General features: G+C 72.5%; 25 protein-coding genes. 17 read left to right on the top strand and 8 right to left on the bottom strand.

The features are described 5' to 3' along the window. Positions 1-15: 15 nt before the first annotated feature. Positions 16-801 carry a VOC family protein gene (locus tag ABZ693_RS02440; RefSeq protein WP_359872462.1) on the bottom strand — a complete coding sequence of 262 codons (786 nt, stop codon included), beginning with the start codon at positions 799-801 and terminating at the stop codon, positions 16-18. Positions 802-1057: 256 nt separating this feature from the next. On the opposite strand from ABZ693_RS02440, the gene ABZ693_RS02435 reads away from it, so the two are divergent. Continuing rightward, on the top strand, positions 1058-1885 hold the full coding sequence (locus ABZ693_RS02435) for a sulfurtransferase (protein WP_359872460.1): 828 nt from the start codon (positions 1058-1060) through the stop codon (positions 1883-1885). Positions 1886-2024: 139 nt separating this feature from the next. Here the strand turns inward: ABZ693_RS02435 and sepH are convergent, their stop codons facing one another. Then, positions 2025-3080, bottom strand: a complete 1056-nt coding sequence (gene sepH, locus ABZ693_RS02430) for a septation protein SepH (RefSeq protein WP_359872458.1) — start codon at positions 3078-3080, stop codon at positions 2025-2027. A 422-nt stretch (positions 3081-3502) separates the two neighbouring features. Between sepH and ABZ693_RS02425 the strand changes: the two genes are divergently transcribed. Next, a complete protein-coding gene (locus ABZ693_RS02425; RefSeq protein ID WP_359872456.1) occupies positions 3503-4474 on the top strand; it encodes a hypothetical protein in 972 nt (323 codons plus the stop codon). Between the two features lie 7 nt (positions 4475-4481). Here the strand turns inward: ABZ693_RS02425 and ABZ693_RS02420 are convergent, their stop codons facing one another. Continuing rightward, entirely contained in the window at positions 4482-5828 is a 1347-nt protein-coding gene (locus ABZ693_RS02420) for a D-arabinono-1,4-lactone oxidase (RefSeq protein ID WP_359872454.1), read from the bottom strand. Then, entirely contained in the window at positions 5761-7035 is a 1275-nt protein-coding gene (locus ABZ693_RS02415; RefSeq protein WP_359872452.1) for an MFS transporter, read from the bottom strand. Before ABZ693_RS02415 ends, ABZ693_RS02420 begins: the two co-directional genes overlap by 68 nt. A 220-nt stretch (positions 7036-7255) precedes the next feature. Between ABZ693_RS02415 and ABZ693_RS02410 the strand changes: the two genes are divergently transcribed. Beyond that, a complete protein-coding gene (locus tag ABZ693_RS02410) occupies positions 7256-8383 on the top strand; it encodes a ferrochelatase (RefSeq protein WP_359872450.1) in 1128 nt (375 codons plus the stop codon). 123 nt (positions 8384-8506) lie between these two features. Next, on the top strand, positions 8507-9307 hold the full coding sequence (locus tag ABZ693_RS02405; RefSeq protein ID WP_359872448.1) for an inositol monophosphatase family protein: 801 nt from the start codon (positions 8507-8509) through the stop codon (positions 9305-9307). 161 nt (positions 9308-9468) lie between these two features. On the opposite strand, the gene ABZ693_RS02400 is transcribed toward ABZ693_RS02405, so the two are convergent. After that, on the bottom strand, positions 9469-9642 hold the full coding sequence (locus ABZ693_RS02400) for a hypothetical protein (protein ID WP_359872446.1): 174 nt from the start codon (positions 9640-9642) through the stop codon (positions 9469-9471). Positions 9643-10060: 418 nt separating this feature from the next. Between ABZ693_RS02400 and ABZ693_RS02395 the strand changes: the two genes are divergently transcribed. The 4 genes from ABZ693_RS02395 (at position 10061) to ABZ693_RS02380 (ending at position 13931) form a co-directional block, all read left to right on the top strand. Next, positions 10061-10714 carry a response regulator transcription factor gene (locus tag ABZ693_RS02395; RefSeq protein WP_359872444.1) on the top strand — a complete coding sequence of 218 codons (654 nt, stop codon included), beginning with the start codon at positions 10061-10063 and terminating at the stop codon, positions 10712-10714. 4 nt (positions 10715-10718) lie between these two features. Next, positions 10719-11951: a sensor histidine kinase gene (locus tag ABZ693_RS02390; RefSeq protein ID WP_359872442.1), complete on the top strand. Its 1233-nt coding sequence runs from the start codon at positions 10719-10721 to the stop codon at positions 11949-11951. A gap of 396 nt (positions 11952-12347) precedes the next feature. Beyond that, entirely contained in the window at positions 12348-12644 is a 297-nt protein-coding gene (locus ABZ693_RS02385; RefSeq protein WP_003955561.1) for a DUF4193 domain-containing protein, read from the top strand. A gap of 291 nt (positions 12645-12935) precedes the next feature. Beyond that, complete coding sequence (locus tag ABZ693_RS02380; protein WP_359872440.1) at positions 12936-13931, top strand: hypothetical protein; 996 nt, start codon at positions 12936-12938, stop codon at positions 13929-13931. Between the two features lie 89 nt (positions 13932-14020). On the opposite strand, the gene ABZ693_RS02375 is transcribed toward ABZ693_RS02380, so the two are convergent. Beyond that, positions 14021-14536, bottom strand: a complete 516-nt coding sequence (locus ABZ693_RS02375) for a DUF3093 domain-containing protein (protein ID WP_359872438.1) — start codon at positions 14534-14536, stop codon at positions 14021-14023. A 58-nt stretch (positions 14537-14594) separates the two neighbouring features. Here ABZ693_RS02375 and ABZ693_RS02370 point away from each other — a divergent pair, with 58 nt between their 5' ends. The 8 genes from ABZ693_RS02370 (at position 14595) to ABZ693_RS02335 (ending at position 22252) form a co-directional block, all read left to right on the top strand. Continuing rightward, positions 14595-15179: a PaaI family thioesterase gene (locus ABZ693_RS02370; protein WP_359872436.1), complete on the top strand. Its 585-nt coding sequence runs from the start codon at positions 14595-14597 to the stop codon at positions 15177-15179. After that, the gene (gene dut, locus ABZ693_RS02365; RefSeq protein ID WP_359872434.1) at positions 15179-15691 is read left to right on the top strand and encodes a dUTP diphosphatase; all 513 of its coding nucleotides are present in this window, start codon (positions 15179-15181) and stop codon (positions 15689-15691) included. Before ABZ693_RS02370 ends, dut begins: the two co-directional genes overlap by 1 nt. A gap of 1 nt (position 15692) precedes the next feature. Next, on the top strand, positions 15693-16472 hold the full coding sequence (locus ABZ693_RS02360) for a DUF3710 domain-containing protein (protein ID WP_359872432.1): 780 nt from the start codon (positions 15693-15695) through the stop codon (positions 16470-16472). Between the two features lie 221 nt (positions 16473-16693). Beyond that, positions 16694-17386, top strand: a complete 693-nt coding sequence (locus tag ABZ693_RS02355; protein WP_381674092.1) for an ABC transporter ATP-binding protein — start codon at positions 16694-16696, stop codon at positions 17384-17386. Positions 17387-17507: 121 nt separating this feature from the next. Further along, positions 17508-20099 carry a DUF4118 domain-containing protein gene (locus tag ABZ693_RS02350; RefSeq protein ID WP_359872428.1) on the top strand — a complete coding sequence of 864 codons (2592 nt, stop codon included), beginning with the start codon at positions 17508-17510 and terminating at the stop codon, positions 20097-20099. Between the two features lie 184 nt (positions 20100-20283). Then, a complete protein-coding gene (locus ABZ693_RS02345) occupies positions 20284-20970 on the top strand; it encodes a response regulator (RefSeq protein WP_359872426.1) in 687 nt (228 codons plus the stop codon). A 46-nt stretch (positions 20971-21016) separates the two neighbouring features. After that, positions 21017-21415 (top strand): OB-fold nucleic acid binding domain-containing protein, encoded by a 399-nt coding sequence (locus ABZ693_RS02340; protein ID WP_359872424.1) that lies wholly within the window; start codon positions 21017-21019, stop codon positions 21413-21415. 3 nt (positions 21416-21418) lie between these two features. Beyond that, complete coding sequence (locus tag ABZ693_RS02335; protein ID WP_435842324.1) at positions 21419-22252, top strand: DUF3159 domain-containing protein; 834 nt, start codon at positions 21419-21421, stop codon at positions 22250-22252. 102 nt (positions 22253-22354) lie between these two features. Here ABZ693_RS02335 and ABZ693_RS02330 read toward each other — a convergent pair whose 3' ends face one another. Beyond that, the gene (locus ABZ693_RS02330; RefSeq protein WP_359872422.1) at positions 22355-23032 is read right to left on the bottom strand and encodes a potassium channel family protein; all 678 of its coding nucleotides are present in this window, start codon (positions 23030-23032) and stop codon (positions 22355-22357) included. Next, positions 23032-23700, bottom strand: coding sequence for a potassium channel family protein (locus ABZ693_RS02325; protein WP_359872420.1), 669 nt, complete (start codon positions 23698-23700; stop codon positions 23032-23034). The genes ABZ693_RS02330 and ABZ693_RS02325 overlap by 1 nt, the downstream gene beginning before the upstream one ends. Before the next feature lie 235 nt (positions 23701-23935). Here ABZ693_RS02325 and ABZ693_RS02320 point away from each other — a divergent pair, with 235 nt between their 5' ends. Beyond that, positions 23936-25987 (top strand): APC family permease, encoded by a 2052-nt coding sequence (locus ABZ693_RS02320; protein WP_359872418.1) that lies wholly within the window; start codon positions 23936-23938, stop codon positions 25985-25987. Positions 25988-26031 lie beyond the last annotated feature (44 nt).

Genomic DNA, 26031 nt, shown 5'->3' with positions numbered 1-26031 from the left:
CCGGCGGGCGGGCGGTCAGGACGTCGGCGGCCGGTCCCGTGGCTCCACGAGGGCGAAGACCGCGCCCTCCGGGTCGGCCACCAGGGCCGCCCGCCCCGCCGCGTCCTCGCGCGGCGGGCGCAGCACCCGACCGCCCAGCTCCGCGACCAGCTGAGCCGCCGCGGCCACGTCGCCGGCCTCGAAGTACGTCATCCAGTGGGCGCCCCGGTCCCGCGGCAGACCGGTGCCCACCCCGTGCAGCGCGGCGACGGGCCGCCCGTCGAGGCACAGGGTCACGTAGTCGTCGCCGGCGGAGACCACCGGCTCGGCCTCGTACGCGAAGACGGCGCGGTAGAACTTGCCGACCGAGCGCGTCTCGTACGTCAGAAGCTCGTTCCAGACCGGAGTCCCCGCCGGTCCGGCGGTCGCCGTGCCCGGGTGCGCCTTCGCCTGCCAGAGGCCGAAGACGGCGCCCGCCGGGTCCGCGCAGATCGCCATCCGGCCGGCGTCGCCCGCGTCCAGCGGGCCGACCGCGACCGTGCCGCCGCAACAGCGGATCGTCTCCGCCGACCTGTCCGCGTCGTCCGTGGCCAGATAGGTGGTCCAGGCGACCGGCAGATGCCGGTCCGGCGGCAGCCGGCCGATTCCGGCGACCTCCCGCCCGTCCAGCAACGCGCGGACGTACGGGCCGAGCTGCTGCGGCCCCGGCACGAACTCCCAGCCGAACAGCGCGCCGTAGAACTCCTGCGTCGCGTCAAGTCCGTGCACCATCAAGCTCACCCAACAGGGTGTGCCGGGTGTACGCCGAGTCGCCTCGGTCATCGTCACTCTCTCCTCGCCAGTGGCCGTACGAGGTGAATTCCGGCGGGCCGTACGGGGCGCGCCCCGGCGGGTCCTTGCCCGTCGTCCGCCCTTCCTACACCTGCGACAGATCCCCGGGGTGTCCCGTCGGGCACCCTTCCGGGCCGGGTTCCGCGCCGATCGTCGCACCGTGCCGCTCCGGGCGGTGGACGGCGCGCCCCGGCGGAATCGACAGGGGACCGCGCCGCACGACGCGGGCTGGGCGAGGATGGCCCCCATGAAGCCCATCATCTCCACGAGCGAACTCGTGAGCGAGTCGGCCGGGCCGACACCCCCGGTCCTGCTGGACGTCCGCTGGAGCCTCGGCGGCCCGCCCGGACGGCCCGAGTACGAGATCGGACATCTGCCCGGCGCCGTCTACGTCGACCTGGACGCCGAGCTGGCGGGCCCGCCCGGAAAGGGCGGCCGGCACCCGCTGCCGGACCCGGACGTGTTCGGCGCCGCGATGCGCCGCGCGGGCGTGTCGGCCGGGACGCCGGTCGTCGTGTACGACGGCGGGCTCGGCTGGGCCGCGGCCCGCGCCTGGTGGCTGCTGCGCTGGGCGGGTCACCCGAACGTGCGGGTCCTCGACGGCGGCCTCGCCGCCTGGACGGGTGAGCTGTCGCGCGACACGCCGGAACCCGAGCCGGGCGACTTCGTGCCGCGGCCCGGCGCCGCCGGCCTGCTCGACGCGGACGGCGCGGCGGCCCTGGCCCGCGCGGGCCTGCTCCTGGACGCGCGGGCGGCCGAGCGCTACCGCGGCGACGTGGAGCCGATCGACCGGGTGGGCGGCCACATCCCGGGCGCGGTCAGCGCCCCGACGACCGAGAACGTCGGCCCGGACGGCCGCTTCCTTCCGGTCGACGTCCTGACCGCCCGGTTCGGCGCGCTCGGCGCCGCCGAGGCCCCCGAGGTGGCGGTCTACTGCGGCTCGGGCGTCTCCGGCGCCCACGAGGTCCTCGCCCTCGCCGTCGCCGGCATCCCCGCCGCGCTCTACGCGGGCTCCTGGTCGGAGTGGTCCTCCGACCCCGCCCGCCCGGTCGCGACGGGACCTGACCCCCAGTAGGGGAACGGTTTCCGGCCACGGCGGCCCGCGTCCATCAGCCGCCGCGTACACCGGAGGGGCCCGCCGCCGTCACCGGCGCGGGCCCCTCCGTCATGCCGCACGGACGTACGCGGACCCGTGGGGCCGCTCCGTCCATGCGTCACTCCTGCTTTTTGCGGCGGGTGCCGAACACGATCTCGTCCCAGCTCGGGACGGCCGCACGACGGCCCGGCCGGACACCGTCCGCCTCGGCCTGCCGGTCGGTGGTGCCGATGAGCCGGTCGCGGTGACCCGAGACGGCACGCGGCATCAGGACGTCGGCATAGGCCGCGCCCGCTCCGGCGGACGCCGCGGGTGCCGGCGGCTCCTCGGCCTCGGGCTCCTCGGCCGGCTCCGGGGTGGGCGGTTCCGGTACGACCATGTCGCCGCGGAAGCTCGGTACGGCCTCCAGGAGACTGGTCAGGGAGTCGCGCTCCTCCTCCGGCTCGGGCGCCGGGGCGGGCGCCCGCTCCAACTGGCGGTCGAGCGCGCGGTCCAGCGGCCGGTCCCGGGGCAGCCGTGCGATGCGCGGCACGAACGGGAAGCTCGGCTCCGGCGCGGCGGCCAGCGTGTCGTCGGTCTCGCCGATCAGCGCGCGCGCCTCGTCGTCGACGGCCTGGACGAGCCGCCGCGGCGGGTCGTACGTCCAGCTCGCCGTGTGCACCTCGCCCGCGACCCGGTAGACGAGCAGCACCTCCCAGGTGCCGTCGTCGCGGCGCCAGGAGTCCCACCGCAGGGTGTCCTTCTCGGCGCCGCGCAGCAGCAGCCGCTCCTGCACCGCCTCGCCGAGCTGGGGTCCGGTGTTCTCGCCCGGCCGGCGCACGGGGGTCTTGCGGGCCCGCTCCGCCATGAAGGCGCGCTCCGCGAGGACGGGGCCCTCGAAACGCCGTACCCGCTCGACGGGGATGCCCGCGAGCTGCGCGACCTCCTCGGCGGAGGCACCGGCTCGTATACGCGCCTGGATGTCACGGGGGCGGAGGTGGCTCTCCACCTCGATCTCGATCTGGCCGAGCCGCGCACGGTCGTTACGGACGGCGGCGCGCAGCCGCTCGTCGATCGGAAGGGTGTACTCCGTGCTGTCCGCAGCCTTCAGCACCAGTCGTGTGCCGTCGTTCGAGACGGCCACGACACGCAGTTCGGGCATGGGAACCTCCCGGGTGGTGCCTGCCGACGTCACGTGCGTCGCTGCTTCCGCTAGTCGAGTGTGGCCTGCCCGGGTGCAGCCTGCCACAACCCTGCCGAGTCGCCCGGCGTGTCGGGCCTGGACCCTGGAACGCCGTATGGCACGGTTACCCGTTTCGCGACCCGGAGTGACAGGATGCCACGCCGAGTCGTCGGTGTCCGTGCGGTGCCCGCGGCGCCGCTGGTTCGAGTGCCACCTTCGGCCCCCTTCCGTCGCTTCCGGACACCCATGAGGGAATCCGGACCCAGGGCTCGCCACAGTACTCCATTCGGCCCACCTGGGTGGACTGGCGCGCCGCCCGACTTCTCGGGTGTTTCAGGTGCCGAGTTTCGGGCGTCTGGGGCGTCGCGTGGCGCTCTTCACAGAACCGCCAGAAGCGGAACTAATCCCTCCTCCTATTTGTCCCTTCTGGGTGCATGGTCGAACGGACGAACAAGCAGAGGTCGGAGATGCGCCACACGCCGGACACCGGCACGGAGCCCGAGAGTACGGAGCCGGAACAGGGGAAGGAGGAGGAAGCGAAGAAGCGGTTCGACCTGAGTGTCCCTCAGGTCGCGGGCAGTGCCCTCGCCGCCGTCCTCGCCGCCAAACTCGCCTCCACCCTGGGGGTGTACGGCACCATCATCGGCGCCGGAGTGATCAGCGTGGTCGCCACCTGCGGCGGCCCGGTCCTCCAGCACGTCTTCAAGCGCACCGGCGAACAGATGCGCAAGGCGCGTCCGGCGACCGACCCGGACCCGGCCGCCGCGCCGGCCTCCGGCTCGGCCCCGGTCTTCGACCCGGCCCAGGCTCCCGATCCGGCGGTCACCGCCCCGTACCCGGCGATGCCGAGCGAGGAGTTCGGCGACCCGACCACCCACGGCACCAGGGTGCGCGGCTGGAGGCGGCCCGCGCTCGGCGCCGCCGCGGTCTTCGTGCTCGCGATGGGCGGCATCACCGCGTACGAGCTGACCTCCGGTCAGGACTTCGGCGGCACCAAGGGCCGGACCACCTTCGGCACCGTGGTCCGGGGCGACAGCGGTACCCCGGACGATCACGGCGGCGACCACGCCCCGAGCGATCCCGCCCCCACCGGCGGCACCGGCCGGCAGGACCCGAGCGCCCCGGCCGGCACCGGCCAGGACCAGCCGTCCGGGAACGGCACCCCGGGCACCGGGACTCCCACGCCCGGAGCGGACCAGGGCACCGGCACGTCCACCCCGGGCACGCCGCCCCCGCCCGCGCCGGACACCGGCACCACGCCCGGCACCGGGCCCACCGGCCCGGCGGGGACCGGCGATCCATCCACCACGCCGCCCGCGACCCCCGCGCCGCCGGTCACTCCGCCTGCCCAGGCCCCCGCGAACCCCGCGAGCTCCGTGAACCCCACGACGGCGAACGGGGTGTAGCGGGGCGTCAGTCGCCCAGGACCCGCCGCAGATAGTCGTTGCCGAAGCGCCGGTCCGGGTCGAGCCGGTCCCGCAGTGTCGTGAACTCGCCGAACCGCGGATACAGCTCCGCGAAGGCGGCCGCGTCCCTGGTGTGCACCTTGCCCCAGTGCGGCCGGCCGCCGTGCGCGGTCATGAGCCGTTCCACCGCGGTGAAGTACGCGCGGTGCGGCGTGCCCTGGTAGAGGTGCACGGCGATGTACGCGGTGTCCCGGTCCGAGGCCGTGGACAGCGTGATGTCGTCCGCGGGCGCCGTCCGCACCTCGACGGGGAAGCTCACCTTCAGCGGCGAGCGTTCGAGCATGGCCTTCAGCTCGCGCAGCGCCGGGACCGCCGCCGCCCGCGGCAGCGCGTACTCCATCTCCAGGAAGCGCACCCGGCGCGGCGAGGTGAACACCTTGTAGGGGATGTCGGTGTACGTACGGGCCGACAGGGCCCGGCTGGACAGCCGGGCGAGCGAGGGGATCACCGGCGGCACGGCGCGGCCCAGCGAACAGGCGGCCTGGAAGACCCCGTTGGACAGGAACTCGTCCTCGAACCAGCCGGCGAGGCGGCCGACCGGGGCGGCGGGGCCCGCGCTGCGGTTGTTGCGCTTGGTGTTGCAGTTGCCCGTGTGGGGGAACCAGTAGAACTCGAAGTGCTCGTTCTCCGCGTGCAGCTCGTCGAACTCCGCACTCACCCGATCGAAGGACATGGGTTCCTCGCGCGCGGTGAGCAGGAAGACCGGCTCCACGGCGAAGGTGAGCGCCGTGACGACGCCGAGCGCGCCGAGCCCGACCCGGGCGGCGGCGAAGACCTCGGGGTTCTCGTCCTTCGAGCAGGTCATCAGACGCCCGTCGGCGGTGACCAGCTCGAGCGCGCGGATCTGCGCGGCGAGGGAGGCCGAGTCGCGGCCGGTGCCATGGGTGCCGGTGGCCGTGGCGCCGGCCACCGTCTGCTCCATGATGTCGCCCATATTGGTGAGCGACAGGCCCTCCCGGGCCAGGGCCATGTTGAGCCGCTTGAGCGGGGTGCCGGACTCCACGGTCACCGTCATCGCCTCGCGGTCGATCCGGCGGATGCCGGTCAGCAGCCCCGGCCGGATCAGCACCCCGTCGGTCGCGGCGATCGGCGTGAACGAGTGGCCGGTGCCGACCGTCTTGACCCGCAGTCCGTCCTCGGCCGCCCGCCGCACGGCCTCGGCGACCTCCTCGGCACTGGCCGGACTCACCTCCCGTACGGGCCGGGCGGTGACATTGCCCGCCCAGTTACGCCAGGGGCCGCTCGCCGTCCCGCTGCCCCCCGACCCCCGCGTACCCGTCCTCGTCGTGCTCACCCGGCTGCCCCTCCCGCGTCGGTGTCGCCGGCCCGCGCAGCCGGCGGTGGCCCAGGAACCCCACCACGACCGCGAGCGCGCCCGCCACGACGGGCACCACGTACCCCGTCCGCGCCCCGGACGCGTCGACCACCCAGCCGCCGGCCGACAGGCCGAGCGCCACGCCGATCGCGAGGCCGGTACTCGTCCAGGTCATGCCCTCGGTCAGCTTGGCGCGCGGTACGTGCGCTTCGACGAGGGCCATGGTCGTCACCATCGTCGGTGCGATGGACAGGCCCGCGACAAAGAGCGCCACGGCCAGCAACAGCAGGTTCCCGGCCAGTAGGAGGGGGATAATACTCACGGCCATCGCGACGAGCCCCGCGAGCCACCGCTTCGACGCCTCGCTCTTGAGGTGGAGCAGCCCGAAGACCACGCCCGCGGTGCAGGATCCCAGCGCGTAGACGGCGAGGACCAGGCTGGCCGCGGCCTTGTGGCCGCGCTCCTCGGCGAAGGCGACCGTCACGACGTCCACCGAGCCGAAGACGGCGCCCGTGGCGACGAAGGCCAGGGCGAGGATCCGCAGGCCGGGCGAGCGCAGCGCGGAGCCGCCGGCGACCGTCCCGCGCGGGTGCGGCGGCGGTTCGGTCGCCCGCTGCGAGGTCAGCCAGAAGACGCCGAGGGCGAGGAAGAGGCCCGCGAGGACCGGTCCCGCCTGGGGGAACCAGGTGGTGGACAGACCGATGGAGATGATCGGGCCGAGGATGAAGACCATCTCGTCGACGATCGACTCCCACGAGTACGCGGTGTGCAGCCGCCGTGCGTCGCCCCGGTAGAGGTTCGTCCAGCGGGCCCGGACCATCGCGCCGAGGCTCGGCACACAGCCCACGCACGCGGTGAACAGGAACAGGGTCCAGTCCGGGGCCCCGAGCCGGACGCAGAGCAGCAGGCCCGTGGCCGCCGCCAGCGCGGCCAGGGCCGTCGGGCGCAGCACCCGCCGCTGCCCGTGCCGGTCGACGAGCCGGGAGATCCGCGGGCCGATCGCGGCGGCGGACATGGCCAGGGTCGCGGAGAGCGCTCCCGCCAGCCCGTACCGCCCCGTGACCTGCGAGATCATGGTCACGATGCCGACGCCCATCATGGACACCGGCATCCGTCCGAGGAAGCCGGCGACGGAGAACGACGCGGTGCCGGGGGTCGCGAAGAGCTGGCGATAGGGACTGGCCAAGGTGGTACTCCGGGCTCGGGCGGGCAGCCGCGTCCGCCCCCGCAGGACCTGTCGCCGGGCGGTCTGGGCACGACCAGGGCGCGGTCGGCCCGGCACATGCGACGACGTGCCGAAGCCTACGGCCTGTAGTCGTGCCGTCACTTGCTTTTGGCCAGGTCGCGCCACCGGTCCCGCGGGGCCCTGCCCACCGCGGGCGGGGGAGGGGTGGGAGGATCGGGGCATGTCCGACGAGCTCGATCCCGCCCCGTACGACGCCCTGTTGCTGCTCTCCTTCGGTGGTCCCGAGGGCCCGGACGACGTGGTCCCGTTCCTGGAGAACGTGACCCGCGGCCGCGGCATCCCCAAGGAACGGCTGAAGGAAGTGGGCCGCCACTACTTCCTCTTCGACGGCGTCAGCCCCATCAACGCGCAGAACCGTGCCCTGCTCGACGCGCTGCGCGCCGACTTCGCCGAGTCCGGCCTCGACCTGCCGGTCTACTGGGGCAACCGGAACTGGGCGCCGTACCTCATCGACACCCTGCGCGAGATGATCACCGACGGGCGGCGCCATATCGCCGTCCTCGCCACCAGCGCGTACGCCTCCTACTCCGGCTGCCGGCAGTACCGCGAGAACCTCGCCGACGCGCTCGCCACGCTGGAAGCGGAGGGTCTGCCGCTGCCCCGCGTCGACAAGCTCCGGCACTACTTCAACCACCCCGGCTTCGTCCGCCCGATGATCGACGGCGTCCTCGCCGCGCTCGACGACCTCGACCCGTCGCTGCGGTCGGGCGCCCACCTCGCCTTCACCACCCACTCCATCCCCGAGTCCGCCGCCGACTCCTCCGGCACGGTCGCCGACCACGGCGACGGCGGTGCCTATGTGAAGCAGCACCTCGACATCGCCCGGCTGATCGCCGACGCGGTCCGCGAGGAGACCGGCGTCGACCACCCCTGGCGGCTCGTCTACCAGTCCCGCAGCGGCGCCCCGCACATCCCGTGGCTGGAACCGGACATCTGCGAGCACCTGGAGCAGCTGCACGGCGCGGGCGTCCCGGCCGCCGTCATGGTGCCCATCGGCTTCGTCTCGGACCACATGGAGGTCCTGTACGACCTCGACACCGAGGCCACCGCCAAGGCCGCCGAGCTGGGGCTTCCGGTACGGCGCTCGGCCACCGTCGGGGCCGACCCGCGGTTCGCCGCGGCCGTGCGCGAACTGGTCCTGGAACGGGCCGCGACCGAGCGCGGGCAGCGGGTCGCCCGCTGCGCCCTCGGTACGCTCGGGCCGTCCCACGACCTGTGCCCCATCGGCTGCTGCCCGGCCCGGGCGGAGCGGCCGGCCGCGGCCGGCGCCGACAGTCCGTACGCCTGACGCGCTGGTCACCGCGATGCCGCGCGACCCCCGAGCCATCCGAGTCACCCGAGTCACCCGAGCCCGAGCCGCCCGAGCCTCTCAGGTCCCCCGAGAACGCCGATACGCCCAAGGAGACGTCCTGTGACCGACCCCCTGCTGTCCGAACTCCTCGACCTGGCCCTGGAGGCAGGGCGCCGGGCCGGCGCCCTGCTGCGCGACGGGCGGCCCGACGACCTGGCGGTGGCCCGGACGAAGTCGAGCGCCATCGACGTGGTCACCGAGATGGACATCGCGGCGGAACGGCTGATCACCGACTTCCTCGACGAGCACCGCCCGGACGACGGGGTGCTCGGCGAGGAGGGCGCGTCCACCCCGGGCACCAGCGGGATCCGCTGGATCGTCGACCCGCTCGACGGCACCGTGAACTACCTCTACGGGCTGCCGGCCTGGTCCGTCTCCATCGCCGCCGAACAGGACGGCGAGACCGTCGTCGGCGTCGTCGAGGTCCCCTCGCGCGGCGAGACCTTCCACGCGGTCCGCGGCCGTGGCGCGTGGCTCGGCGAGCGGCGTCTGGCCACCCGGCCGTCGCCGGAACTGAGCCAGGCCCTGGTCGCCACAGGCTTCGGCTACCTCCAGGAACGCCGTGCCCACCAGGCCGACGTGGCCCAGCGCCTCATCCCGCAGGTCCGGGACATCCGGCGGGCCGGGTCCGCCGCCATCGACCTGTGCGATGTCGCCGCCGGCCGTCTCGACGCGTACTACGAACGCGGTCTGAACCCGTGGGACTATGCGGCGGGCGACCTGATAGCCCGTGAGGCCGGGGCGCTGACCGGCGGCCGTCCGGGCGACCTGCCGTCCGGCGAGCTGACCCTGGCGGCGTCGGCGGGGATCTTCGGAGTGCTCCAGGAACTCCTTGAGGAAGCGGGCGCCTGGCACGACTGAGCCCGCCGCCTGGAGAACACGCGAGCGGAGTGCGAGGGGAGCCCTGCCGGAGTGACGGCCGGGTTCCGGTGGACTCCGGCCGGAGCCCTGCCGGAGTCCGGCCGCGCATGACCGAGGCCCCCGGAGTCGGTGACTCCGGGGGCCTCGGTCAGGTCGGTGGGTCAGGCGCGGGGTGCGCCGACCTCCACGCCGTGTTCGGCGGCGAGGCGATGCAGGTCGTCCAGCTCGGCCTGCTCGACGTCCGCGAGGAAGTCGTCGCCCGTCTCACGAGCGCGCGTGAGGTCGGACTGGGTGGTCCTGATGCGGTGCAGCAGTCCTGCGGTGAAAGCGTCCATCGTGCGCCCCCTCGTCGTGGGTCGGTGGCACGGGGAGTGCCTGGGGTGGTCGCATCACGCTCCGCTTCCCCTGGGGGACAGAGAGTGGTCGACGACGTGGCGCCGTCTACGGGCGTGATCGCGGGGTGTGCAGACGTCCTCCCCAGCCGTTTCCTCAGAGAAACCTCAACCGGGCCGAGAATCAGATGAATTCTCCGCGGTGCCGCCCGCCACGGAGGCGCCACCATCCGCCACGGCCCCCGCCACCCCACCTGGCGGGCCCGCCCCGCCGGACTGCCGCCGGCCGGCCCCCGAGGGGCCCGGCACCGCCGCCTTACAGCCGGTTTACGCGCGTTCGGGGCAGGATGGACACGCACAGTCAGTGCGTGAGACCGCCCGTCCGTTCCCAGGATCAGGGCCCAGGAAAGGATGGACAGACGTGCGCGTACTCGTCGTCGAGGACGAGCAGCTGCTCGCGGATGCGGTGGCCACCGGACTGCGCCGGGAGGCCATGGCGGTCGATGTCGTGTACGACGGCGCCGCCGCCCTGGAGCGGGTCGGGGTCAACGACTACGACGTCGTCGTCCTCGACCGCGACCTCCCCCTGGTCCACGGTGACGACGTCTGCCGCAAGATCGTCGAGATCGGCATGCCGACCCGGATCCTGATGCTGACCGCCTCCGGCGACGTCAGCGACCGCGTCGAGGGCCTGGAGCTGGGTGCCGACGACTACCTCCCGAAGCCGTTCGCCTTCAGCGAGCTCATCGCGCGCGTCCGCGCGCTGGGCCGCCGTACGTCCGTCCCGCTGCCGCCCGTCCTGGAGCGCGCCGGCATCCGGCTCGACCCCAACCGGCGCGAGGTCTTCCGCGACGGCAAGGAGGTCCAGCTGGCGCCAAAGGAATTCGCGGTCCTGGAGGTGCTGATGCGCAGCGAGGGCGCGGTCGTCTCGGCCGAGCAGCTCCTGGAGAAGGCCTGGGACGAGAACACGGACCCGTTCACCAACGTCGTCCGGGTCACCGTGATGACCCTGCGCCGCAAGCTGGGCGAGCCCCCGGTCATCGTCACCGTCCCCGGCTCGGGATACCGGATCTGATCCGATGGCCCAGTCCCCGGCGCCCCTGCACGCGCCCCCGAAGCCGACCTGGGACCCCCGGGACCCGGTCCGCCCGCTGCTGCGTCCGACGATCCGGATAAGGCTCACCCTGCTGTACGGCGGGATGTTCCTGATCGCCGGCATCCTGCTGCTGGCGATCATCTACCTGTTCACCGCGCAGGCCCTGCGCGATGCCATCGAACTGCCCTTCAAGGTGGTCAGCGGCACCGTCACGGCGACCAACGACTCGTGCCGGCTGCCGGACAACTCCACCGGCGAGCAGCTCAACAACGCCGTGAGCATGTGTCTGCGGCACCAGAGCGACCTGGCCCTGGACGACCTGCTGCGGCGCTCCCTGTTCGCGCTGCTCGGCCTCAGCATCATCGCCTTCGCCTTCGGGTACGCGATGGCCGGCCGGGTGCTCTCCCCGCTGGGCCGGATCACCCGTACCGCCCGCCAGGTGGCCGGCTCCGACCTGTCCCGGCGGATCGAGCTGGACGGCCCGGACGACGAGCTCAAGGAGCTGGCCGACACCTTCGACGAGATGCTGGAACGGCTGGAGCGCGCCTTCACCGCCCAGCAGCGCTTCGTCGCGAACGCCTCGCACGAGCTGCGCACCCCGCTCGCGATCAACCGCACGCTCCTGGAGGTCCAGCTCTCCGATCCGGCGGCGCCGGTGGAGCTCCAGCAGCTCGGCAAGACCCTGCTCGCCACCAACGAGCGCAGCGAGCAGCTGGTCGAGGGCCTGCTGCTGCTGGCCCGCAGCGACAACGAGATCGTCGAGCGCAAGCCGGTGGACCTCGCCGAGGTCGCCTCGCGGGCGGTCGACCAGACGCACGCCGAGGCGGAGGCCAAGGGCGTGGAGATCCGGGGCGAGCGGGCTCCGGCGGTGGTCCAGGGCAACGGCGTCCTGCTGGAGCGGATCGCCCTGAACCTGGTGCAGAACGCCGTCCGGTACAACGTGCCGGAGGACGGCTGGGTGGAGGTCGCCACGGACACCTCGAACGGCCAGGCCGAGCTGGTGGTGACGAACACCGGGCCCGTGGTCCCCGCGTACGAGATCGACAACATTTTCGAGCCATTCCGGCGGCTCCGGCAGGAGCGCACGGGCAGCGACAAGGGCGTCGGTCTCGGGCTGTCGATCGCGCGATCCGTCGCGCGCGCCCACGGCGGCCGTATCATCGCGGAGCCCAGGGAAGGGGGCGGGCTCGTGATGCGCGTCACACTTCCGATCTGACTACACTGTGCGAGCCGAACGGATTTGTTCGCCTTGCGCGGAATTTCCGGTTCTCATTCCTGAGGTGGTCCTGTGTGATCGATCACAGGAATGAGTGTCCGGCCCTCCACTCTCCGTGATCGAGAATTCCCCCGAAAAGCCCGGAAAAGTCCGGGTTTTCAAGGGCCTGAATGGCGGGAAGTACACGGGGTGGCACCCGTGAAGGAGGGTCGAAGGACCGTGTACGGTCCGGTTCGCCACCCAAAGCCGCTCACTCGTGAGGGGGCGGATTGGGTGTCGATTGAGTAACAGACCTTGATGTGAGGCAAAATCTCCGCCTCGGGTCGGGCACAAGTCCGGCCTCTCACGCGTTACGTGCGCTGGAGACACCGCAACCACCCAGAGGGGGAGAGCGACATGGCAACGGATTACGACACCCCACGCAAGACCGACGACGACGTCGACTCGGACAGCCTTGAAGAACTGAAGGCCCGCCGGAACGACAAGTCGACCTCGACCGTCGACGTCGACGAGTTCGAGGCCGCAGAGGGCCTGGAGCTCCCGGGCGCAGACCTCTCGAACGAGGAACTGGCCGTCCGGGTCCTGCCCAAGCAGGCCGACGAGTTCACCTGCATGAGCTGCTTCCTCGTGCACCACCGCAGCCAGCTGGCGCGGGAGAAGAACGGCCAGCCGATCTGCCGCGACTGCGACTGAGGGCTGACCGCCGTGGCAGGCGACACACCGTCTCGGAAGCGACGGCTCCGGCTCCCCGGGAGGCCGGAGGCGTACCAGGGCGGCTCAGGCCCGGCCAAGGACGTCCACGACGATTCCTCGGCCGAGCACTCCGCCCACCTGCCCGCACCTGGCGCACGTGACGACGGGCGAGGCCATCAGGCCTCGCTCGAAGCAGCGGACGCGCCGCACGGGGCCGCTCGTCGGCCCGACCCGGAGGAGGGCCGGCGCGGCGGTGCCGCCCGGAACACCCTCCGTAAGCTTCCCCGGACCTTGTTCCGGAGCACTCCCGACGGAGACGCCCCCCAGGGCGCCGACCCCCAGGACACCGGTCCGCGGGGCGAGGCCCCCGAGCGTGACGTTCCAGGCCCCGACCGCGACGGCCCCCCCAGTGACAGCGCGGATCGTGACGGCGCGGAGCGTGACGAGGGCGACCGCTCCGGCGACGCCCGCAAGCGAGGCGTCCTCCAGCGGGTCACCAGCGACGCACGCAAGCGGGTGGCCAACCCCGCGCGCGTCCGGCTCGACCGCCTCAGGATCGACAGCGCCCGCATCGAGGCCGTACGGCGCGGCGTCCAGCGTGGCGGCCAGGGCGCCAAGGCGGGCCTCGGCTATCTCGCGGACCGCGTCATCGACATAGCCCCGCGCGTTCCCGTACGGGACCTGCAGACCCTGCGCCGGCAGTTCCCCGGCCTCGGGCCCGAGCAGATCGCCGACAAGCTCGTCAACGGCGCGGCCAGGGCCAGCGCCACCGTGGGCGCCGGCGTCGGAGCCGCCGCCATGCTGCCCGTACCGCCCGCGCTGCCCGCCGAGCTCGCCACCGAGATCACCGGCGTCGCCGCCATCGAGCTGAAGCTCATCGCCGAGCTGCACGAGCTCTACGGCGTACGGCCGCCCGGCACGCTCACCCAGCGCTCGACCGCGTACCTGACCTCCTGGTCGGAGGAGCGCGGACTCGACCCCGGCAATCTGGCCACCAGTCTGACCACCGTCAACGCGGCCTTCGGCGGCCAGCTCAAGCGCGAACTGCGCCAGCAGATCATGCGGCGGACGGTGCGCAACGTCCCGAACCTCACCCCGTTCCTGGTGGGCGCGGCCGTCGGCGCCGTCATGAACCGGCGCGACACCAGGAAGCTCGCCGCCCGCATCCGCAAGGACCTGCGCGAACGGCAGGTGCCCTGGGACCGCCTCGCGGCGCTGCCGCCCCTGGAACAGTCGAAGCGCCCGGAGCTTCCCGAGGCGATCGACTTCGACATCGAGGACTTCTGAGTCCCCGAGCCCCGTCCCCGAGCCCCTGAGACCGTCGAGCCGCCACGCGGGCGTACGGCCCCCGTGACGGCTCCTTGTGGTGCTCCGGGCTACGCGGCGTCGCCGCGGGCCGCCTCCAGGGCCGCCGCCAGCGCCTCCGGGTCGCGGCTGGACAGGTAGACGTACGGCGTGGGGTCCGACGGGTCCGTCACCTCGACCCGCACCGCCCGCGGCACGTAGCCGCGCATCACCATGAAGGCCCGCAGGTCGGCCCGGTGGGTGCGCCAGGCCCGCGCCTCCTCGGCGTCCAGCACCTCGGGCGTACCGAGCGCCGCGACCGGGATCCGGGCGTCCCCGGCCACCAGCGAACCCGCCACGACGCGGATCCGGGCCGAGCCGTACGAGGAGACCATCGACGCCGCGAGCGCCGCCGCGACGATCAGACCGCCGAGCATCGGGACCGTGCCGAGCGGGAGCATGATCAGACCGCCGGACAGGCCGAACAGGAACACGATCACCCACCACGAACCGGGAGCGGTGAGCCGCTCGTCGTAGGCCGGTGCCGCAGGCTGTGCCGCGGGCTGAGCGGAGGGCTGTCCGGAGGACGATGCGGAAGGCTGCTGCATACGTCCAAGCTTGGCACGGCGCGACCCGCGCCCCACCTCGCGGGTAAGGTCTGCGCCTGTGACTGGAACTTCCCCCGCCCTGACGCCGCCGGCCGAGGCCATACCGCCGGTACGCCACCCCGACGCACCCGCCCCCGGCGAGATCATCGGTTCGCACTACGAGCACTGCTTCGGGTGCGGCGGCGGGCAGCCCCACGGGCTGCATCTGGAGGCGCGCGCGGGCGAGGGCGTGAACGTCACCGCGGAGTTCACCGTGACCCCGGACCACCAGGGCGCCCCCGGCCTCGCGCACGGCGGCGTGCTCGCCACCGCGCTCGACGAGACCCTCGGCTCCCTGAACTGGCTGCTGCGGGTCATCGCCGTGACCGGACGCCTGGAGACCGACTTCGCGCGGCCCGTCCCGGTCGGCACGGTGCTCCACCTCGCGGCCGAGGTCACCGCCGTACACGGCCGCAAGATCTACTCGACCGCCGTCGGCCGGATCGGCGGGCCCGACGGCCCCGTCGCCGTCCGCGCGGACGGCCTCTTCGTCGAGGTCAAGGTCGACCACTTCATCGACAACGGACGCCCGGAGGAGATCCGGGCGGCCATGTCCGACCCCGACCAGGTCCGGCGCGCTCGCGCCTTCGAGGTGAACCCCTGATGCGCCCTCCCGTCGACGTACTCCTCCGCCGCCTCGACCCGGAGGTGCCGATCCCGTCCTACGGGCATCCGGGCGACGCCGGCGCCGACCTCGTGACCACCGAGGCCGCCGAGCTCGCCCCCGGGGAACGGGCCGTCCTGCCCACCGGGATCTCCCTCGCCCTGCCCGACGGCTACGCCGCCTTCGTGCATCCGCGCTCCGGCCTGGCCGCTCGCTGCGGTCTGGCCCTCGTGAATGCCCCAGGGACGGTCGATGCCGGGTACCGTGGAGAGATCAAGGTGATCGTGGTCAATCTCGATCCGCGCGAGACCGTGCGGTTCGAACGGTTCGACCGGATTGCCCAGCTCGTCGTCCAGCAGGTCGAGAAGGTGCGCTTCCACGAGGTGGCGGAACTTCCCGGCTCCGCGCGGGCCGAGGGGGGCTTCGGGTCCACCGGCGGTCATGCCGCCGTGGACGGCACCACGGGTGGGAATCGATACGCTTCGGTCGTATCCGACCGGGAAGGACAGTGACGTGTTCGGACGTCGCAAGAAGAGCGGTGCCGCCGAGGACGCGGCGGGCGAGGCCGAGCAGGTCGTCGATTCCGTCGACTCGGTCGACTCGGACGACGCGGGCGAAGCCGGTAAGGGGACCCGCCGGGTGAACCTTCCGCCGGCCCCGCGGCCCGACGGTCCCTGGGACATCTCCGAGGTCGGCAAGCCGGAGGAAGGCCGCGTCGACCTCGGCGGCATCTTCGTGCCGGGCGTGGAGGGCATGGAGCTGCGTGTGGAGGTGGCGGGCGACGCGATCGTCGCGGCCACCGTCGTGCTGCGCGACAGCGCCGTACAGCTCCAGGCGTTCGCCGCGCCCAAGAAGGAAGGCATCTGGGGCGAGGTCCGCGACGAGATCGCCGAGGGCATCACCCAGCAGGGTGGCGCCATCGAGGAGCTCGAGGGCCCGTTGGGCTGGGAGCTGCGGGCCCAGGTGCCCGTGCAGCTGCCCGACGGCAACCGGGGCGTGCAGCGGGTGCGCTTCGTCGGCGTCGACGGCCCCCGCTGGTTCCTGCGCGGAGTGATCTCCGGCCAGGGCGCGGTGCAGCCCGAGGCCGCGGGTCTGCTGGAGCAGATCGTCCGCGACACCGTGGTCGTCCGCGGCGACGGCCCGATGGCCCCGCGCGACCCGATCGTCCTCAAGCTGCCGAACGACGCGCAGATGGTGCCGGACGGCGTGCAGCAGGAGGAGCAGGCCGGCTCCCGGTTCTCCGGCGGCATGGGCCAGCTCCAGCGCGGACCGGAGATCTCCGAGATCCGCTGACCGCGCTGACCTGGGCGGATCCGCCCGGTCGACCGTCGGACAAGGCTTGATGGGCCGCCTCCGCCTGCCCGTACGTCCGTACGGGTGGGACGGGAGCGGCCCATCGGGTTTTCCACAGCCCTGGCACCGGCCGCCGACCTCGGCCCATACTGGCGGCGCACACGTTCGAACCAGGGGGTATCACGGTGACCGAGAGCAACGCGCGCACGGGCGCGGCCGTCATGGAGGACCCGGCGGAGGCGCCGATGGTCCGGGTGGAGAACCTGCACCGCTCGTACGGGACGGGCGAGGCCGCCGTACACGCCCTGCGCGGAGTCTCCTTCGACATCCCGCGCGGCGAGCTGGTAGCCCTCAAGGGGCGCTCGGGCTCCGGCAAGACCACCCTGCTCAACCTCGTCGGCGGGCTCGACAGCGCCGACCAGGGCCGCATCGTCATCGACGGCGTCGACCTCGCCGGACTCGGCGAGGAAGGGCTCCTGGAGCTGCGCCGCGACCGGATCGGATTCATCTTCCAGTCCTTCGGCCTGATACCGATCCTGTCCGCCGCCGAGAACGTCGGCGTGCCGCTGCGGCTGAGCCGCGCCGACCCCAAGGAGCGGGAGGAGCGGGTCGCCCTGCTGCTCGCCCTGGTGGGGCTCGCCGACCACACGTCCCAGCGCCCCGGGGAACTGTCCGGCGGCCAGCAGCAGCGCGTCGCCATCGCCCGCGCCCTCGCCAACCGGCCCGCGCTGCTGATCGCCGACGAGCCGACCGGCCAGCTCGACGCCGAGACCGGTCTCGCCGTCATGGAACTGCTGCGGGCCGTGGTCCGCAGCGAGGGCTGCACGGCCCTGGTCGCCACCCACGACGCCCAGCTCCTCGGCCTCGCCGACCGCGTCCTCGAACTGAGCGACGGAGAGATCATCGAGCACTGACCGCCCGCGTACCTTCCCCCGGCCGGAGCCCGGCGTGGCCGTGCGTCAGGATCACGTCAAGACGGCCCCGGCCGGGCACACCCGTGCGGAATGTCCGTTTGGCTGGACGTAAGGTCAAGCCATGGGACGCGGCAAGCTACGGATCTACCTGGGGGCGGCACCCGGCGTCGGCAAGACGTACGCGATGCTCTCCGAGGGGCACCGGCGCGTGGAGCGCGGCACGGACTGCGTGGTCGCGTTCGTCGAGCACCACGACCGGCCCCGTACCGAGGTCATGCTGCACGGTCTGGAGACGGTGCCGCGCCGGGAGATCGCGTACCGGGGGACCAGCTTCCCCGAGATGGACATCGACGCCGTCCTGGCCCGCCATCCGGCCGTCGCGCTGGTCGACGAGCTGGCACACACCAACGTGCCCGGCTCGCGCAACCCCAAGCGCTGGCAGGACGTGGAGGAGCTGCTCGCGGCCGGCATCGACGTCATAGCGACGGTCAACATCCAGCACCTGGAGTCGCTGGGCGACGTCGTCGAGTCGATCACGGGCGTACGGCAGCAGGAGACCGTCCCGGACGAGATCGTCCGCCGCGCCGACCAGATCGAGCTGGTCGACATGTCGCCGCAGGCCCTGCGGCGGCGCATGGCGCACGGCAACATCTACAAGCCCGACAAGGTCGACGCGGCCCTGTCCAACTACTTCCGCCCGGGCAACCTGACCGCCCTGCGCGAGCTGGCGCTGCTCTGGACGGCCGACCGGGTCGACGAGTACCTGCGCCAGTACCGCGGCGAGCACAACATCCGCTCCACCTGGCAGGCCCGTGAGCGGATCGTCGTCGGCCTCACCGGCGGCCCCGAGGGCCGCACGCTCATACGCCGCGCCACCCGCCTCGCCGAGAAGGGCGCGGGCGGCGAGGTGCTCGCCGTCTACATCTCCCGCAGCGACGGCCTGACCTCCGCGTCCCCCAAGGAGCTGGCCGACCAGCGGACCCTCGTCGAAGACCTCGGCGGAACGTTCCACCACGTCATAGGCGACGATGTGCCGTCCGCGCTCCTGGAGTTCGCCCGCGGCGTCAACGCCACCCAGATCGTCCTCGGCTCCAGCCGCCGCCGCTCCTGGCAGTACATCTTCGGCCCCGGCGTCGGCCAGACCGTCGCCCGCGACTCCGGCCCCGACCTCGACGTCCACATCGTCACCCACGAGGAGGCCGCCAAGGGCCGCGGCCTGCCCGTCGCCCGCGGCGCCCGGCTCGGCCGCGCCCGGATCCTGTGGGGCTGGGTGGTCGGCGTCGCCGGCCCCATCCTGCTCAGCCTGCTGCTCACCCATGTCGACGCGGACCTCGGTCTCGCCAACGACATGCTGCTCTTCCTCGCCCTGACCGTCGCCTCCGCCCTCCTCGGCGGCTTCCTGCCGGCCCTCGCGGCGGCGGCCTTCGGCTCGGTCCTGCTCAACTGGTTCTTCACCCCGCCGCTGCACCGGCTGACCGTCGCCGACCCCAAGAACATCGTCGCCATCGCCGTCTTCTTCGGCGTCGGCATGTCGGTGGCCTCCGTCGTCGACCTGGCCGCCCGCCGCACGCACCAGGCCGCCCGGCTGCGCGCCGAGGCCGAGGTCCTGTCCTATCTGGCGGGCAGCGTGCTGCGCCTCGGGATCCCCGCGGCCCAGCCCGAGGGCGAGACCGGTCTGGAGGCGCTGCTCGAACGGGTCCGGGAGACCTTCTCCATGGAGTCCGTCGCCCTCCTGGAACGCTCCGGCGACCTCGAACCGTGGACCTGCGCCGCCAGTGTCGGCGCCCACCCGGTCGAACGTCCCGAGGACGCCGACGTGGACATGCCCGTCGGCGACCATCTCGCGCTCGCCCTGAGCGGCCGGGTGCTGCCCGCCGAGGACCGCCGCGTCCTCGGCGCCTTCGCCGCCCAGGCCGCCGTCTTCCTCGACCGCCAGCGGCTCGTCGACGAGGCCGAGGAGGCCCGCAAGCTCGCCGAGGGCAACAAGATCCGCACCTCGCTGCTCGCCGCCGTCAGCCACGACCTGCGCACCCCGCTCGCCGGCATCAAGGCCTCGGTCACCTCGCTGCGCTCCGACGACGTCGAGTGGTCCGAGGAGGACAAGGCCGTCCTCCTCGAAGGCATCGAGGAGGGCGCGGACCGGCTCGACCACCTTGTGGGCAACCTGCTCGACATGTCCCGGCTCCAGACCGGCACCGTCACCCCGCTGATCCGCCCCACCGACCTCGACGAGGTCGTGCCGATGGCCCTCGGCGGCGTCCCCGACGGCAGCGTCGAACTCGACATCCCCGAGACCCTGCCCATGGTCGCCGTCGACCGCGGCCTCCTGGAGCGGTCCGTCGCCAACATCGTCGAGAACGCCGTCAAGTACAGCCCCGAGGGCGTCCCCGTCCTCGTCGCCGCCAGCGTGCTCGGCGAACGCCTCGAACTGCGGGTGACCGACCGCGGCCCCGGCGTCCCCGACGAGGGCAAGGACGGCATCTTCGAGCCCTTCCAGCGCTTCGGCGACGCCCCGCGCGGCTCCGGCGTCGGCCTCGGGCTCCCGGTCGCCCGCGGCTTCGTCGAGGCCATGGGCGGCACCCTGAACGCCGAGGACACCCCGGGCGGCGGCCTCACCATGGTCCTCACCCTGCGGACCGCGCCGCAGAGCCCCGCGCCGCCCCCGCCCGGAGCGGCGGCCGAGCGCCCGACGTCCGCGCGCACCCTCACGTGACCCGGGCCCCGCGTCCGTACGACGCGTGACTCCGTGACACCGTCCCCGTAGTCCTGGATCTCCGCCCCCCGCTCCCGCCCCCCGCTCCCGCCCCCCCCGCTCCCGCCCCCCGCTCCCGCCCCCCCCGCTCCCGCCCCCCGCTCCCGCCCCTCCGCCCCCTGAACCCCGAACAGGAAGGCCCTCCATGACCCGGGTCCTCGTGGTCGACGACGAGCCTCAGATCGTCCGCGCCCTGGTGATCAACCTCAAGGCACGGAAGTACGAGGTCGACGCGGCGCCCGACGGCGCCACCGCCCTCCGGCTCGCCGCCGAGCGCCACCCCGATGTCGTCGTCCTCGACCTCGGCCTGCCCGACATGGACGGCGTCGACGTCATCAAGGGGCTGCGCGGCTGGACCCGCGTGCCGATCCTCGTGCTGTCCGCCCGGCAGACCTCCGACGAGAAGGTCGAGGCCCTGGACGCGGGCGCCGACGACTACGTCACCAAGCCGTTCGGCATGGACGAGCTGCTGGCCCGGCTGCGCGCCGCGGTCCGCCGGGCCGAGCCGGTCGGCGGCCCCGAGGACGGCGCCGTGGTCGTCGAGACCGGCGGTTTCACCGTCGACCTGGCCGCCAAGAAGGTCCAGCGCGACGGCAAGGACGTCCGGCTCACCCCCACCGAGTGGCACCTGCTCGAAGTCCTGGTCCGCAACAGCGGCCGGCTGGTCAGCCAGAAGCAGCTGCTCCAGGAGGTCTGGGGCCCCTCGTACGGCACCGAGACCAACTACCTGCGCGTGTACATGGCGCAGCTGCGGCGGAAGCTGGAGCGCGACCCCTCGCACCCGCGGCACTTCGTCACCGAACCGGGCATGGGGTACCGCTTCGAACACTGAGCCCGGCCCCGGCCCCCGCCCCGGCGGGGGCCGGTACGCTTTCTGTATGAGTGCTGCACCGCGTACCGAGAAGCCCACCGGGCGCTTCCGTCGTATGCTCGACCGCCTTTCCACCTCGCAGGAGGAACTGGAGTCCGAGGAACTCCAGGAGGACGCGGCGGCGTCGGGGTGCACACGCATCTCCGACTGTTCCGACCGCGCGATCGTCAAGGTGACTGGTACGTTGCGCACGGTCACCCTGCGGCCTCGGGCGGGGGTGCCCGCGCTGGAGGCCGAGCTGTTCGACGGCACGGCACCGCTGGACGTCGTCTGGCTGGGCCGCCGGTCCATCGTGGGCATCGAACCGGGCCGCAAGCTGATCGCCTCCGGCCGGATCTCCATGAGCCACGGCCGGCGCGTCCTCTTCAACCCCCGATACGAGCTGCGACCGCTCGGACAGGAGTAGCCGGTGACGTCAGTCGACAAGCCGACCGCCGACCAGCCGTCCCCCGCGGGACCGGGCAGGCACGCCCGGACCAAGGACGGCGGCCCGGGCGGACAGGGCACGACCGACCAGGCGGTGACCGACAAGGCGGTGACCGAGGCCGCCCTGTTCGAGGCGTTCGGCGGCGTGCGCGGGATGGTGGAGACGGTCCTGCCGGGCCTGCTCTTCGTCACGATCTACACGATCAACAAGAACCTGCACTCCTCGGCCATCGCCGCCCTCGCGGTCTCGCTGGTCCTGGTGCTCGTCCGGCTGATCCGCCGCGACACCGTCAAGCACGCCTTCAGCGGCGTCTTCGGCGTCGCGTTCGGTGTCGTCTTCGCGATGATGACCGGCAACGCCAAGGACTTCTACCTGCCGGGCATGCTCTACACGCTCGGCCTCGCGCTCGCGTACATCGTCACGACCATCGCCGGCGTGCCGCTGATCGGCCTGATCCTCGGCCCGGTCTTCAAGGAGAACCTCTCCTGGCGCACCCGCAACCCGGGGCGCAAGAAGGCGTACGCGAAGGCCAGCTGGGCCTGGGGTCTGATCCTGCTCGCGAAGTGCGCGATCCTCTTCCCGCTGTACTGGTGGGCCGACACCGCCCAGCTCGGCTGGGTGCTGGTCGCCCTGAAGATCCCGCCGTTCCTGCTCGCGGTCTATCTGACCTGGCTGTTCCTCGCGAAGGCGCCGCCGCCGATCGACGTGTTCGCCGAGATGGAGGCCGAGGAGAAGGCCCAGGAGGAGGCGGAGGCCGCCCGGAAGCGGGCCGAGGCCGAGGCCGGTGCCGAGGCTCGGGGCCGTACCGAGGCGTAAGACGTAGGCGTACGGACGCGGTGCCGTACGGAGAAGGGGCCGGGAACCTGTCACAGGTTCCCGGCCCCTTCCGTTTCCGTACGCGTGCCCGTCCGGCCGCCGCTACGCGCTCTCGTCCGTCCGGCGGACCGACAGCAGATCCTCCAGCTGCTCCTCGCGCGCCTGCGCGGCCACGAACAGCAGCTCGTCGCCCGCCTCCAGGGTCTCCTCCGGGCTCGGGGTGAGGACCCGCGAGCCGCGGATGATGGTGACCAGGGAGGTGTCCTGCGGCCAGGCCACATCGCCCACCTGGGTCCCGGTGACCGCCGACTCGGGCGGCAGCGTCAGCTCCACCAGGTTGGCGTCGCCGTGGCTGAAGCGCAGCAGCCGGACCAGGTCGCCGACGCTCACCGCCTCCTCCACCAGGGCCGACATCAGGCGCGGCGTCGAGACGGCGACGTCCACGCCCCACGCCTCGTTGAACAGCCACTCGTTCTTCGGGTTGTTCACCCGGGCGACCACCCGGGGCACCCCGTACTCGGTCTTGGCGAGCAGCGAGACGACCAGGTTCACCTTGTCGTCACCGGTGGCCGCGATCACGACGTTGCAGCGCTGCAGCGCGGCCTCGTCCAGCGAGGTGATCTCGCAGGCGTCGGCCAGCAGCCACTCCGCCTGCGGCACCCGCTCCACCGAGATGGCGGTCGGCGCCTTGTCGATGAGCAGGACCTCGTGCCCGTTCTCCAGGAGCTCGCCCGCGATGGAACGGCCCACCGCGCCGGCGCCGGCAATGGCGACACGCATCAGTGACCACCCTCCTCGGGACCCTCGGCGAAGGCCGCCTCGACCGTGTCGATCTCGTCCGTCCGCATCATCACGTGCACGAGGTCGCCCTCCTGCAGCACCGTCTGCGAGGTCGGCAGAATCGCCTCGCCCACCCGGGTGAGAAATGCCACGCGCACCCCGGTCTCCTCCTGGAGCCGGCTGATCTTGTGACCGATCCACGACGGCGAGGTGTGCACCTCGGCGAGCTGCACACCGCCGCTCGGGTCGCGCCACAGCGGCTCGGCGCCCGACGGCAGCAGCCGGCGCAGCATCTGGTCGGCCGTCCAGCGCACGGTCGCCACGGTGGGGATGCCCAGCCGCTGGTAGACCTCGGCGCGCCGCGGGTCGTAGATCCGGGCGGCCACGTTCTCGATGCCGAACATCTCACGGGCGACCCGCGCCGCAATGATGTTGGAGTTGTCGCCGCTGCTCACGGCGGCGAAGGCGCCGGCCTCCTCGATGCCCGCCTCGCGGAGCGTGTCCTGGTCGAAGCCCACACCGGTGACCCGGCGCCCGCCGAATCCCGAGCCCAGACGGCGGAAAGCCGTCGGGTCCTGGTCGACGACCGCGACCGTGTGCCCCTGCTGCTCCAGGGTCTGCGCGAGAGCGGCTCCCACTCGCCCGCAGCCCATGATGACGATGTGCACGTCCCCTTACCCCGCACTCCTGATCGTCCTGCTGACCTGCGAAAACACCCTGTTCACAACTTTCTCGTCCCGAATCGCCCGGGCTGTGGCGGACCACGCGCACGCGTGCTGTCCGGTCCGAGCTTAAGCGTGCGGGTCGGAGGGGACCTCATCCACGGGGTGGCCATGGGAGATTCCGTGCGGATCGGCGGCAATGGTCGCCGGGGCTCATTTCGAACGCTTACGATCCTCTGTTGTGTCCAAACTGACCGACGTGCCCAAACGGATCCTGATCGGGCGGGCCCTGCGCAGCGACAAGCTCGGGGAGACCCTGCTCCCCAAGCGGATCGCCCTACCCGTCTTCGCCTCCGACCCGCTTTCCTCGGTGGCGTACGCGCCCGGCGAGGTGCTCCTCGTCCTGTCCGTCGCGGGTCTGTCGGCCTACCACTTCAGCCCGTGGATCGCGTTGGCGGTCGTGGTCCTGATGTTCACGGTCGTCGCCTCGTACCGGCAGAACGTGCACGCGTACCCGAGCGGCGGCGGCGACTACGAGGTCGCCACCACCAACCTCGGCCCGAAGGCCGGACTGACCGTGGCGAGCGCCCTGCTCGTCGACTACGTCCTGACCGTCGCCGTGTCGATCTCCTCCGGCATCGAGAACCTCGGTTCCGCCGTGCCGTTCATCGTCGAACACAAGACGATCTCGGCGGTCGTGGTCATCGTGCTGCTGACCCTGATGAACCTCCGGGGCGTCAAGGAGTCCGGCAGCCTCTTCGCCATCCCGACGTACGTCTTCGTCTTCGGCGTCTTCGTGATGATCCTCTGGGGCGCCTTCCGCGGCGTCGTCCTCGGCGACACCATGCGCGCGCCCACCGCCGACTTCGAGATCAAGCCCGAACAGGGCGGACTCGCCGGATTCGCGATGGTCTTCCTGCTGCTGCGGGCCTTCTCCTCCGGCTGTGCGGCGCTCACCGGCGTCGAGGCCATCTCCAACGGTGTGCCGGCCTTCCGCAAGCCGAAGTCGAAGAACGCCGCCAGCACGCTCGCGCTCATGGGCGGCCTCGCCGTCACCATGTTCTGCGGCATCATCTTCCTGGCCATGGCCACCAAGGTCCGGATGGCCGAGAACCCGGCCCACGACCTGTTGAAGAACGGTGTCCCGGTCGGCGAGGGCTACGTCCAGGACCCGGTCATCTCGCAGGTCGCCGCCGCCGTCTTCGGTGACGGAACGTTCTTCTTCATCCTGCTCGCCGCCGCCACCGCGCTGGTCCTCTTCCTGGCCGCCAACACGGCGTACAACGGCTTCCCGCTCCTCGGCTCGATCCTCGCCCAGGACCGCTACCTGCCGCGCCAGCTGCACACCCGCGGCGACCGCCTCGCCTTCTCCAACGGCATCGTGCTGCTCGCCGGCGCCGCCGCGCTCCTCGTCTGGATCTACGGCGCGGACTCCACCCGCCTGATCCAGCTCTACATCGTCGGCGTCTTCGTCTCCTTCACGCTGAGCCAGATCGGCATGGTCCGGCACTGGAACCGCCACCTGGCCGCCGAACGCGACCCGGCCAAGCGCCGCCACATGAAGCGCTCCCGCGCGATCAACGCGTTCGGCGCCTTCTTCACCGGCCTCGTCCTGGTCGTCGTCCTCGCCACCAAGTTCACCCACGGTGCCTGGGTCGCGCTGCTCGGCATGGTCATCTTCTACGTGACGATGACCGCGATCCGCCGCCACTACGACTCGGTGGGCCAGGAGATCGCGGCGGCCGAGGAACGCCCCGACGAGTACGTACGCCCCTCCCGGGTCCGTTCCATCGTCCTCGTCTCCAAGCTCCACAAGCCCACCCTGCGGGCCCTCGCGTACGCCAAGCTCATGCACGCGAGCGAGCTGGAGGCGCTCACCGTCAACGTCGACCCGGCCGACACCAAGGAACTGAAGGCCGAGTGGGAGCGGCGCGGCATCAACGTCCCGCTCAAGATCCTCGACTCGCCGTACCGCGAGATCACCCGGCCGGTCGTCGAGTACGTCAAGAACCTGCGCCAGCAGAGCCCGCGCGACGCCGTCGCCGTCTACATCCCGGAGTACGTGGTCGGCCACTGGTACGAGCACCTGCTGCACAACCAGAGCGCGCTGCGCCTCAAGGGGCGGCTGCTGTTCACGCCGGGCGTGATGGTGACCTCCGTGCCGTACCAGCTCCAGTCCTCCGAGGCCGCGCGGAAGCGGGCCCGCAGGCGCCAGGAATGGAACGCGCCGGGCTCGGTGCGCCGCGGCCCGGTGGAGAAGGGCCGGCGGGAAACGGCAGGGAAGAACAACTAGACTGGTGGGCTGCCGTGCAAACGGCGGCCCACTTCTCTTCCTCC

This window comes from Streptomyces laurentii, from assembly GCF_040635425.1.
In the GTDB taxonomy this organism is placed as follows: domain Bacteria; phylum Actinomycetota; class Actinomycetes; order Streptomycetales; family Streptomycetaceae; genus Streptomyces; species Streptomyces laurentii.
This window is presented reverse-complemented; position numbering and strand designations above follow the sequence as displayed.